The following is a 10,612-nucleotide window of genomic DNA, read 5'->3' as shown; positions in this document are numbered from 1 at the left end:
TGTAGGTACGTTTCGGAATGTGCGGCCGGGGTGACGGTTTGTATCAGGGGTGGTGTCGCGTTGCTCCTGGTCGCACGTGATGCGCGGCGTCCTGTCGGACCGGTTGCGGTAGCTGCGCGTACAAATTGGCTCGGCGATACCCGACCGTCTACGTCGGACGGTGCGCCGTGCCCTCATCCGGGACCGGCGGCCGACTGCGTACCGCGTGGCTGACCGCCGGTCCCGGCCTACCCGTGGAGGTGCGATGTCTGGCTCTCATCGTCGGCGGCGTTGGTTCTCGATCTGGAGGTCCCGCAGACGTCTGCCGTCCAGTCCCGGCGGGAACGCGGCCACCTCGGACCGTTGTACGCCCTGCGTGACGCCGATGCAGGCGTGGGCGAACGCGCCGACCCGGAATCTGCCGGTGCTGAGGAGCGCGCCGCTGATGACTCCGGCCCAGATCTATCGGGGCAACGGTGGGCGGTGGGGGCGGTGAGCAACGCGGGCAAGCTGACCAGCGGTAGCCACCCGGCATGGTGTGCACCCGACCGATGTGGCCACCTGGTGCCACCGCTGATGGCCCACATGCCGCGTCGTCACCGTGGGGCAATGCACCGCCTGGGCGACGGTCGGCAGAGCGGCCAGCTCGTCACCTACCTCGTCGGCTCCGACGCTCGCGTGTCCCTGGTCGCGGTGCACGTGACGAGCCGGGGCGCGATCGCCTGGGTGGAGCTGTCCCTCCCGCAGGCTGCCCAACTGGCCGAGCGACTGCGCTCCTTGTTGGCGCAGGCGGGCACCCGCACGGAGGCCACCGGTGACTGAGTCAGAGGCCACGAGTGCTGGCGGGTTGACTCCGTCCACGAATCCTGCCGACTGCCCGAGTTGGTGCCGGGGGTGCGGCCCAAACGATCCAATGCATCACGGGCTGCTCCGGACTATCGGACGGGAGCGAACCGGCTGGATCAGCGTGCAACTGCTGACCGACCGATTCTTTCGGCGTGACCTGGCCGTGAAGCTCGACGCCAGCCGCAGCGGTGCCACCGAATCGGTCCTGCTCTCCCGAACTCAGCTCGACCGGCTCATCTACGAGTTGACCTATGCCCGGCTGGTGATGATGACCAAGGGGCAACCTCTGGAGGGGTTCCATGAACACCGCTGACCGGCGGTTCACCGATCGGATGCCCTCAACGAGTGCGCGGCCCGTGAAGCGGCCAGCGGCCGTCGTGCCTCCGGTGCCTGAGCGGCCCGCAGGTGGGACCGCCTGGCAGACGTTGGAACGTCTAGGGGGTACGGTGACCGGTGTGCATGGCCGGGACTGGCGCCCTCGTTACCTGCAACTCGCGGAGGAGTTGCGGGCAAAGATCGTGGGCGGAGAGCTGGCCCCGGGCACGCTGATGCCGAGCGAGACGGAGTTAGCGGACTCGTCCGGCCTGTCCCGCACCAGCGTCCGCAACGCCATCCGGCAGCTCCGGGAATGGGGCCTGGTCCGCGCGGAACAAGGTCGCGGCACCTATGTCCGGGCACCTCGTCAACGGGTACGGCGTCGCAACGCCGAGCGTTACCAGTGGGAAAAGGACCGGGCGCTGCTCGACGAGTCGGAGCGGCTGAAGACCGGGGCGACCGAGCACGACACCGGCCTTACCGTCGATGACCTAAAGTTCCACGCCGAGTACGCCCGGGTGGAAGCGGATTCGGACATGGCGGCGGCCTTGCAGGTCGAGCCGGGTGCGCCGTTGCTGCGACGGGTCTACTGGACGACCTCGCGGCATGAGAACGCGCCGCTGACTATGTCGTACTCCTACCTGCCGTATGACCTAATGGCCACGAACCCGGACCTGCTCGACGCCGGTAAGGAGCCCTGGCCGGGCGGCACACAGCACCAACTCCACACTCTCGGTATCGAGGTGGACCGGATCGACGACGAGATCCGCGCGCGCCCGCCGTCGCCGGACGAGGCCGAGTTGCTGGACATCGACCCGGGCGTCTCGGTGCTCACCGTGCGCAAGACCTCGATCGACACCAAGGGCCGCGTTGTCGAGGTGGCCGACGTGGTGATGCCGGGGGACCGGACCGAGTTGGTCTACTCCCACAAACTGCAACGGTGGAAAACTTGACGCAGCTCGTCTCGGTCATCACCCCAGTTCACGCGCCCAGCATCGAGCACCTGGCCGGCGCGTACGCCTCGCTCGTCAAGCAGGAGATGCCGGACGGGTGGGACTGGCAGTGGCTCGTTCAGGAGGACGGGCAGACCGGCGCGCTGGAAGGCGTCGTGCCGGACGACCCTCGCATCAGCATCGGCGTCGGTCGTCCCGGCGGGCCAGGTGTTGCTCGTACCCTCGCTCTTTCCCGTGTCGCCGGTCAACACATCAAGGTCTTGGACGCGGACGACCAGCTCACCCCCGGCGCCCTCGCCCGGGACATCGCCGCCTTCGAGGCGCATCCCCAGATCGGCTGGACGACCTCCCGCGTCCTGGACCTGATGCCGGACGGGTCCACCCTCGGCTGGGACAAGGACCCGGAAGGCGGAACCATCGGCCGCGGTGCCGTCCTAGCCTTCTGGCAGGCCAACGGATACCGATCCCAGGTGCACCCCGCCACCCTGTGCATCCGCCGGGATCTGCTCCTGGCGCTCGGCGGCTGGATGGCGCTGCCCGCCTCCGAGGACACCGGCCTACTCCTGGCCGCGAGCGCGATCAGCGATGGCTACTTCACCCGGGAACACGGACTGCTCTACCGCAAGTGGCCCGGTCAGGTCACCAGCCAAGCCGCACACCGCGAACCCGTCGAGTACGAGGGCCGCATGAAGATCATCGAGGCCAGAGCCGTAGCCCTGGCCTCGATGCTCCCGAACGGGTTGCCGGTCAATCCTGCGGCGTAGCCTCGTGCCCCGGCATCCCGTGGGTACGCCGACGCTCTTTCATCTCCGCCTCGTAGATGTGCCGTCGGCCGCCGGCTAGCTTCTCCCGCGCATCCCGCTCGATCTCCTGGAACGCGGCGTAGTAGCCGTCGTCGAACTCCTCCACGATCTGGAACGTCCACCGGCCGGGTAGCACGTTGCGCCCCAACAGCTCGCGCTCAACGCGGTCCGCCATCTCACCGTGTCCAGCTTCGCGAAGCAGCTTCACTACTCGGTCAAGGGTTAGATCCGCGCCGCCGACGAGTTGGTGAGCCGAATACAGGTGACCGCGCACCCGGTGAACCGTCTCTAGAGCTTTGCTGAGCTCGCCTAATGCTTCGACCGTGGTGTCATCCATGCCGGCAAGACGTGAATGACCATCTAATTCTCCGTGCCGTGTGTCCGCATCCATGGCGCATCTCTACCCAACCTCAAGGGTCCCAATCAGTCGTCCTGGTGGCTCACTGCACTGCCGGCAGCAGGCTGATGAACAGCAACAGGATGCAGACCACAACGACGACGGGGACTTTAAGCGAGACGTTAACCAAAAGCATGGAGCTCTCCATTCTGCGGGATTCGCCGCCACTCGCGACCACTAAAAGGTAAAGGTATGGATGGTTCGAGCGCAAGTGTCAACTTCTACGGTACTAAGGCGATAAATGTCCGTAGCGGTGTCGTTTACTAAATCGAACCAACCACCTTTCTTGGCGTCGGTCGACATAAATTCACTACGCGCTGACGTGCATTTATTGGGGAGCTTGGGGTCGCTTAGCGTCAGCGGTGAAGGCAACTTTTCAGGGCAAAATCCCCGGAATCGGCCAACCTGTTGACTTGTCTGCCAAGTGCTGTCTAGCTTGGACGCAACTTGGCAGACAAGTTAACAAGTTGGAGGTTGAGCGATGGCTCTGCGAGGCGGAACGCGGTTCGCCGTGCGGTTCGAGGACGTGTTCCCGGCTGGGTGCGCGTTGGTCCCGGACTCTCTCGGTGAGGTCGAGGACTACGACGAGAAGACGGGCCGACGGTCGCCGGCCAAGGACAAGGTGACCGGCCAGCGGGTGTGGCAGGTCCGGGTGATGGATCTCGACCCTGAGCTTGGCAAGCGGTCCCGGGAGACGACGGTGAAGATCTCGGCCGATTACCAGCCGGTGCCGCCCACGGGTGGCCTGTTCGAGGCGGTCGAGTTCGACGGGATGACTGTCACGCCGTACGTGGCGAACAACGGTCGGATGGCGTACTCGCTGCGGGCGACCGGGCTGCGTGCCCCGACGGGCGTCAACCAGAAGGCGTCGGCGTAGCCGCATTTGGTCAGGGCGGGGCTGTCAGGTCTTGGCGGACGGCAGCCCCGCCCCGGTGTCTCTTCCCCCTGCTCTGTCGAGAGAGGTGCAGACGTGTCCAAGGGTAGGCGTCCAGCTGGCCGTAACCGGCCCCGGTGCGGTGTGTGTCAGGCCCGATTCAGCCTGGCCGGAGGTGCCAAGTGATCGGGCGGCCTCGCGGTGAGGTGTTGATGACCTCGGCCGGGGATCTGCTGGTGATCCGGCCGAAGAAGCTCAAGCTGCCGTTCTGGATGGTGCTGCTCGGCCTGCCACTGAGGTGGTCCGGGCGGGTCCTCTGGTGGTGCCTGCGGCACCCGGTGGCCACGGCTTCGGTGGTGCTGGCGCTCTGGCTCTACGTCGAGTTCAACTGGGCCGGCCTGGTGGTGCCGCTCGTGTTGGCGGCTGCGGTGTCGGCGGTGTGGCGGTGGCGTGACGAGTCGTCCTGGTGGGCCTGGCTGGCGGGTCCGCTGCTCGGCTCGTGGCGGCGGGTGTTCGTCTACCGGCGGGCGTGGCGGGAAGCTATGACCCTGTGCGGGCTATCCGAGATGTACGACCATCGTCCGGTCCTGCCCGAGCTGCTGCGGGTGCGCTCGGATCAGGCGCTCGACGTGCTGACCGTCCGCATGGCCCGGGGCCAGACGCCGGAGCAGTTCCAGGCCGTCAGCGCCAACCTGGCGTACGCGTTCGGCCGGCGGCACGCGCGGATCTACTCCGAGCGTCCCGGCGACCCGCCGACCCGAACCGGCCGGGGTGCGTGGTTGCTGCGGCTCGTCGACCGTGTGCGGTACCGGGATCGTCCGACGCTGGTCTACCTGGCCCTGGTCCGTACCGATGCGCTGCGGACCGTGGTCCCGCCGTTCGCGGTGCCGGCGGTGCCGGACATCACCGCGCTACCACTGGCGCGGCGCGAAGACCTACGTACCTGGTCGCTGCACCTGCTCTCCACGCATGTCCTGGTGGGCGGTGCAACCCGGTCCGGTAAGGGCTCGGTGCTGTGGTCGCTGGTCCGGGTCCTCGGTGGTGGGGTCGCCTCCGGTCTCGTCCGGCTCTGGGTGATCGACCCCAAGGGCGGGATGGAATTCGCGCTCGGCCGTCCGATGTTCGCCCGGTTCGCCGGCAAGTCGTTCGAGGTCATGGCCGATCTGCTCGACGAAGCGGTGGAGGTGCTGCGGGAGCGGCAGACGCGGCTTGCCGGCCGGGTTCGTGTCCACACCCCGACTGAGGCTGACCCCCTGGTCGTGGTCGTCATCGACGAGATGGCCGCGCTGACCGCGTACCTGCAAGACGTTGAGCTGCGCAAACGCATCGCGTCGTCGCTGGGGCTGCTGCTGTCCCAGGGGGCCGGCGTCGGCGTCCTGGTGGTGGCCGCGTTGCAGGACCCGCGCAAGGACGTACTGCCGTTCCGGGATCTCTTCCCGACCCGCATTGCGCTCGGCCTGACCGAGGCGTCGCAGGTCGACATGGTCCTTGGCGACGGTGCCCGCAAGCGGGGCGCGCTCGCAGACCAGATGCCCCGATGGGCAAAGGGCGTCGGGTACGTCATCCTCGACGGCACTCCCGACCCGATGCGGGTCCGGTTCTCGTACGTCAGTGACGACGACATCCGCGACATGGCCCGGCAGTATCCGGCTCCGGCCGACGCGTCGGACATCCTCGCCCAGGTCGGCCGGGAGACCGCCGCCGAACCGGTCCGGCTCCCGCTGCCCCGTAAGCCGTCCGGGCCGCTGCTCCCCGAATCCCTGCGCAACCTGCTCGACCGAGACGCCGGGGGTGATGCCCGATGACCGGTCGCCGCTTCTACCGGCTGCGTACCCCCGAACCGGTCACCGCGGTCTCTGTCCGCGTCGACCCGGAGCGGCCCGACCCGTACCCCGTCTATCTGGCGGTCGGTGCCGGTCAGCGACGGATGTCCCTGACCCCCGACGAGGCGTGGGCGCTGTGGCGCTGCCTCTCTGAAGCGGTCGCCGCGCTCGGCACGCCACCCGACTACATCCGCACCGACATTCGACCGGCCCGGAGGTAACCGCCGTGAACCCCTTCACCCGCCTCATCGACCGGCTCCGGCGTCCGCTGCGCATCCGGCTCGTCGGCCCCTCCGACCAGACCGCCGCCGCTCTTCACGGCGTGGCGCACATGGTCAACCGCCGCCCCGACATGGACGGCCGGCGCATCCGCATCGACCTGACCATCCGCGAGAAGCCGTTGGAGGAGTGGCGATGAGCAAGAGCACCGAATCGGCGGTACGCCTGCTGATCCTGCTCGCCATCGGCACCATGGCCGGTGCTGCAGCCTTCACCCACGTTCACGACCTGTCCGTCGCGCACGGCCAGCCCGACTGGATCGGCTGGGCCAATGCGGTGGCGGTTGAGCTGATGGCGATCTACCTCGGTTTGGAGATCCGTGCCCGGCGGGGTGCTGGTCGCCCGGTCGGCCTGGTCGGCTCGCTCCTGGTGGCGTTCGCGCTGCTGTCCCTCGCCGCCCAGGTCGCGGAGGCCGAACCGTCCGTGTGGGGCTGGACTGTGGCGGCGGTGCCGTCGTTGGCGTTCCTCGCACTGGTCAAGGTCGTCCTGTCCAACGCCCCGGTTGCCCCGCCGGTCGACGAGCCGGACCAGCCGACCGCGTACCAGTACGAGGAACCCGCCACCGTCGAGCCAGTCCGCCCGGCAGAGCCGATGCCGTCCATCGCCCCGGCCGTGGTGCCGCCGCGCGCTGTCGTCCCGTCCAACCGGCCGCACGTCGTCGGGATCATCCGATGAGCGCTGTCGGGTCCGGTCACCGGCTACCGGAACTCGTGGACGACCTCTATCTCACCGACGATGTGCGCGTTGAACTCGTCCAATTCCTCGGCGGGTACCCACAGCTCAAGGATGGTGTCGCCGCCGACCTGGCGGACGGGGTAGCGGCTGAGAAATTCCGTCTCGACGCGGAAGCGGGTCACGTACCCGACGCCAGAGGCAGGCACATTCCAGTCCCGGGCGATCTTGATCGCGTAGTCCTCATTCAGCACGGGGTAGAAGATCGGCTGATCGGGCAGACGAGGCGGCCACTTCCGCCATCCCGAGGCGTGGACAAGCTCCAGTTCCTGCGGCCCGGTCGGGCGCCACAACACCGTCGTATCCGCGCTGCTGCTCATCTTGACCCCGCTACTCCCGTCGATCGTGAGCCCGGACAGTACCGATACACCCGCAACCGTCACCACTGCTTTCACTGCCCGGTCGAGGTGACCCGATGACGGCTCCGACCCTGCCGGGCCTCGAACCCGCGCCGACCCCGGTTGCACCTCGGCCGGGGTCGCGGGCGGCCCGCATGGCGCTACCCCGCTCGGTCGACGTGCTCAAGGAGATCGCGGCCGAGTACGGCGTCTGTGTCCGTCCGCTCGCCATGCGCCGCACGGATCTCGCGACCGGTCTGACCGAGGTCATCGACCTGCCCTGTGGGGCGACCCGTGAGGACAAGTGCGCGCCATGCGCCAAGAAGAACCGCCGGCTGCGGCAGGCCCAGATCCGGGAAGGCTGGCACCGCGACGACGAGCCGCTGCCGCCGCCAGAGCCGGCGACCGAGGAACAGAAGGCGCTTGTCCTGCTGCGCGGTCACCTGGAGTTCGCCCGCGACGAGGCATCCCGGGCGAGCCAGTGGGAACAGGTCACCGACCTCGACGAGGCGATCCGCGAGGTGGAAGAGGCGATCACGGCCGAAGGACTCCGGGGACGGATCGCACCGCCACACTCGACCGGCGACGAGGACCAGGACGACGAGGACACCGGTAGGCGCCGCAAGCGCTCGACCCGGCGACGGCAGGATGCCCCGGACCTGCCTCGCCGCAAGGTCGAGCGCCGCACGGTCGGCAAGACCTACACCGCGCCGGACGGCTCGACCTACCGGCCGTCGATGTGGCTGACGCTCACCCTCGACTCGTACGGCCCAGTCCGCCCCGACGGCACCCCGCTCAACCCCGACCGGTACGACTACCGCCGCGCAGCCTGGGACGCCGTGCACTTCCCCCGGCTCCTCGACCGGTTCTGGCAGAACCTCCGACGCTGCGAGGGCTGGAACGTCCAGTACGCCGGCTGCGTCGAGCCGCAACGCCGCCTTGCCCCACACGCGCACTTCGCCATCCGGGGCACTATCCCGCGTGACGTGCTGCGGACCGTGGCGGCGGCGACCTATCACCAGGTGTGGTGGCCCTCGGTCGACGTCCAGCGCTACACCCTCGACCGGCTCCCGGTCTGGGACGAGCAGGCGGCGGCATGGGTAGACCCGGGCACCCGCGAGCCGCTGACCACCTGGGCGGAAGCCCTCGATACCATCGACGAGGACCCCGACGCCGAACCCGTGCACGTCGTGCGCTTCGGCTCGCAGGTCGACGCACGAGGCGTCATGCCCGGCACCGAGGACGCAGAGCGGACCATCCGGTACGTCACGAAGTACATAACCAAGCACACCGGCGACGTCCACACGATGACCAGCGCTCGGCAGCGGGCGCACCTGGACCGGTTGTGGCAGGAACTCCAGGTGACCCCGTGCACCGATCGGTGCGCGAACTGGCTGCTCTACGGCGTCCAGCCCCGTAAGGCACACGCCAAGCTGAAGCCGGGCCGCTGCAAGGGCAAGGTTCACCAGCGCGACACCCTCGGCATCGGCGGCCGGCGCATCCTCATCTCGCGCGACTGGTCCGGAAAAACGCTCTCGGACCACAAACACGACGTGCGGGCCTGGGTGCGGGCGCTGCTCGGCGTGAGCGTCGGCCTGGACGCCGTCGACGACCAGGGCGCGACCGTCGAACCGGTCCGGCACGCCTGGGAACTCGCCCGACCCGACGACCCCGACGTGCCGGCCATGGCCCACCGGCTGCTGCGCTCGATCAGCGAACGTGCCCGCTGGCGCTCCGAACTTCTGGCCGCGAAGGACCGGGCCGCGCAGCTCCCCGCCGCCGAACCGAGAACGGGAACGGACGGCACGACGGGGGAGAGGCTTTGATGGCGGCGAACGATGGGCTCTGGACGGTCGCGGACGTGGCGGCGTACCTGCGGGTACCAACCGAGACGCTGTACCGCTGGCGGAAGGTCAAGTACGGCCCGCCGGCGGCCCGGGTCGGCCGACACCTGCGGTACGAGCCGGAGACGGTCCGGTCCTGGGTACGTGAGCAGGCGGCGGCCTGATGGGACACGTAGAGGACCGCTGGCACAAGACGCTGCGCCACCCGGGAGGGCGAACGGAGCGGGTCAAGACGGAACTGTTCGGCAAGGGCCTGCGCTACCGGGTGCGGTACATCGGGCCGGACGGCAAGGAGCGCAAGAAGTCGTTCCCGGACCGGGCCAAGCGGGAGGCTGACGCCTTCCTCGTCTCGACCGAGTCGGACAAGCTGCGCGGCACGTACGTCGACCCGCTTGCCGGGCGGATGACCTTCGCCGAGTACGCCGAAACCTGGCTGCGGACGCGCTCGTTCGACGAGTCAACCCGGGAGAGCACCGAGTTCCGGGTACGCAAGCACCTGCTGCCGGTCTTCGGCTCGCGGAAGCTGGCCGAGATCAAGCCGGGCCACATCCGGGAGTGGGACGCCGCGATGGTCGGCAAGCTGGCCCCGGCGACCCGGGCCGTGGTCTTCGCGCACCTCCGGACCATCCTCGGCGCGGCCGTCGACGACGAGCGGATCGCCAAGAACCCGTGTTCGGCAAAGTCGGTCAAGCCGCCGCGACCGGTGCAGCGCCGGGTGGTGCCCTGGACCTACGACCAGGTTTCGGCAATCCGCGGTGGCCTCGCCCAGCGGTACCGCGCGATGGTCGACCTGGGTGCCGGCTGCGGGCTGCGCCAGGGCGAAATCCTGGGGCTCGGTGTCGACGACATCGACCTCGACGCGGGATGGGTGCACGTCTCACGTCAGGTCAAGCTCGTCCGCTCCCGGCTCGTCTTCGGCCTACCCAAGAACGACCGGGACCGCCGGGTGCCGCTGCCGGACTCCGTCGCCCAGGTGCTGCGGCAGCACATCAAGGACTGCGAGCCGGTGACGCTCACCCTGCCGTGGGAGAACCCGGCCGACGACGAGCGGGTCACAGTGCCGCTGCTGTTCACCAGCACCCGTCGGGGCGCGATCAACCGGCGCACCTTCGACCACAAGAGTTGGCGACCGGCTGTCGTGGCGGCCGGCATCACGCCGACCCGGGCCACCGGGATGCACGCGCTACGCCACTTCTACGCCTCGTCGCTGCTCGACGCGGGGGAGAGCATCAAGGCCCTCGCGTCGTACCTCGGTCACGCTGACCCCGGCTTCACGCTCCGGGTCTACACGCACCTGATGCCGGCTACAGAGGTTGAAAGGCTGACGTCCGTCGGCGTGTCGGCGTGATCTCGGTCGATTGATTCGGTAGGCCGGAGGTATGAGGTATCCGGCTGGTGGTGGCATGAACGCGGCAGCCCGGGTCCGGCG

General features: G+C 68.6%; 14 protein-coding genes. 12 read left to right on the top strand and 2 right to left on the bottom strand.

From position 1 onward, the window contains the following. The first annotated feature begins 588 nt into the window (after positions 1 to 588). The 4 genes from QCZ28_RS25545 to QCZ28_RS25530 all read left to right on the top strand — a co-directional run bounded on the left by QCZ28_RS25545 (position 589) and on the right by QCZ28_RS25530 (position 2,857). On the top strand, positions 589 to 801 hold the full coding sequence (locus QCZ28_RS25545; RefSeq protein ID WP_279519027.1) for a hypothetical protein: 213 nt from the start codon (positions 589 to 591) through the stop codon (positions 799 to 801). A gap of 145 nt (positions 802 to 946) precedes the next feature. Then, positions 947 to 1,138, top strand: coding sequence for a hypothetical protein (locus tag QCZ28_RS25540; protein WP_279519026.1), 192 nt, complete (start codon positions 947 to 949; stop codon positions 1,136 to 1,138). Positions 1,139 to 1,271: 133 nt separating this feature from the next. Further along, positions 1,272 to 2,093 (top strand): GntR family transcriptional regulator, encoded by an 822-nt coding sequence (locus tag QCZ28_RS25535; RefSeq protein WP_279519025.1) that lies wholly within the window; start codon positions 1,272 to 1,274, stop codon positions 2,091 to 2,093. Beyond that, positions 2,081 to 2,857 (top strand): glycosyltransferase, encoded by a 777-nt coding sequence (locus tag QCZ28_RS25530; RefSeq protein ID WP_279519024.1) that lies wholly within the window; start codon positions 2,081 to 2,083, stop codon positions 2,855 to 2,857. Before QCZ28_RS25535 ends, QCZ28_RS25530 begins: the two co-directional genes overlap by 13 nt. Here QCZ28_RS25530 and QCZ28_RS25525 read toward each other — a convergent pair. Beyond that, complete coding sequence (locus tag QCZ28_RS25525) at positions 2,841 to 3,287, bottom strand: hypothetical protein (protein ID WP_279519023.1); 447 nt, start codon at positions 3,285 to 3,287, stop codon at positions 2,841 to 2,843. The two genes, QCZ28_RS25530 and QCZ28_RS25525, sit on opposite strands and share 17 nt — an antisense overlap. 487 nt (positions 3,288 to 3,774) lie before the next feature. Here QCZ28_RS25525 and QCZ28_RS25520 point away from each other — a divergent pair, with 487 nt between their 5' ends. From QCZ28_RS25520 to QCZ28_RS25500, 5 genes are all read left to right on the top strand, one after another. Next, the gene (locus QCZ28_RS25520) at positions 3,775 to 4,170 is read left to right on the top strand and encodes a transcriptional regulator (RefSeq protein ID WP_279519022.1); all 396 of its coding nucleotides are present in this window, start codon (positions 3,775 to 3,777) and stop codon (positions 4,168 to 4,170) included. A 209-nt stretch (positions 4,171 to 4,379) separates the two neighbouring features. After that, the gene (locus QCZ28_RS25515) at positions 4,380 to 5,972 is read left to right on the top strand and encodes an FtsK/SpoIIIE domain-containing protein (RefSeq protein WP_279519096.1); all 1,593 of its coding nucleotides are present in this window, start codon (positions 4,380 to 4,382) and stop codon (positions 5,970 to 5,972) included. Further along, positions 5,969 to 6,211 carry a hypothetical protein gene (locus QCZ28_RS25510; RefSeq protein ID WP_279519021.1) on the top strand — a complete coding sequence of 81 codons (243 nt, stop codon included), beginning with the start codon at positions 5,969 to 5,971 and terminating at the stop codon, positions 6,209 to 6,211. Before QCZ28_RS25515 ends, QCZ28_RS25510 begins: the two co-directional genes overlap by 4 nt. A 5-nt stretch (positions 6,212 to 6,216) precedes the next feature. Then, positions 6,217 to 6,408, top strand: a complete 192-nt coding sequence (locus QCZ28_RS25505) for a hypothetical protein (RefSeq protein ID WP_279519020.1) — start codon at positions 6,217 to 6,219, stop codon at positions 6,406 to 6,408. After that, positions 6,405 to 6,944 (top strand): DUF2637 domain-containing protein, encoded by a 540-nt coding sequence (locus tag QCZ28_RS25500; RefSeq protein WP_279519019.1) that lies wholly within the window; start codon positions 6,405 to 6,407, stop codon positions 6,942 to 6,944. The genes QCZ28_RS25505 and QCZ28_RS25500 overlap by 4 nt, the downstream gene beginning before the upstream one ends. A gap of 23 nt (positions 6,945 to 6,967) precedes the next feature. Here QCZ28_RS25500 and QCZ28_RS25495 read toward each other — a convergent pair whose 3' ends face one another. Further along, positions 6,968 to 7,321, bottom strand: coding sequence for a hypothetical protein (locus tag QCZ28_RS25495; protein ID WP_279519018.1), 354 nt, complete (start codon positions 7,319 to 7,321; stop codon positions 6,968 to 6,970). Between the two features lie 95 nt (positions 7,322 to 7,416). Here QCZ28_RS25495 and QCZ28_RS25490 point away from each other — a divergent pair, with 95 nt between their 5' ends. Genes QCZ28_RS25490 through QCZ28_RS25480 form a run of 3 tightly spaced genes read left to right on the top strand, consistent with a single transcriptional unit; the run spans position 7,417 to position 10,531 of the window. Next, the gene (locus QCZ28_RS25490) at positions 7,417 to 9,165 is read left to right on the top strand and encodes a replication initiator (protein WP_279519017.1); all 1,749 of its coding nucleotides are present in this window, start codon (positions 7,417 to 7,419) and stop codon (positions 9,163 to 9,165) included. Next, positions 9,165 to 9,347, top strand: coding sequence for a helix-turn-helix domain-containing protein (locus QCZ28_RS25485; protein WP_279519016.1), 183 nt, complete (start codon positions 9,165 to 9,167; stop codon positions 9,345 to 9,347). Before QCZ28_RS25490 ends, QCZ28_RS25485 begins: the two co-directional genes overlap by 1 nt. Continuing rightward, complete coding sequence (locus tag QCZ28_RS25480; RefSeq protein ID WP_279519015.1) at positions 9,347 to 10,531, top strand: tyrosine-type recombinase/integrase; 1,185 nt, start codon at positions 9,347 to 9,349, stop codon at positions 10,529 to 10,531. Before QCZ28_RS25485 ends, QCZ28_RS25480 begins: the two co-directional genes overlap by 1 nt. The last annotated feature ends 81 nt before the right edge of the window (positions 10,532 to 10,612 follow it).

It is taken from the genome of Micromonospora sp. DH14 (genome assembly GCF_029809455.1).
Taxonomy (GTDB): Bacteria; Actinomycetota; Actinomycetes; order Mycobacteriales; family Micromonosporaceae; genus Micromonospora; species Micromonospora parva.
This window is presented reverse-complemented; position numbering and strand designations above follow the sequence as displayed.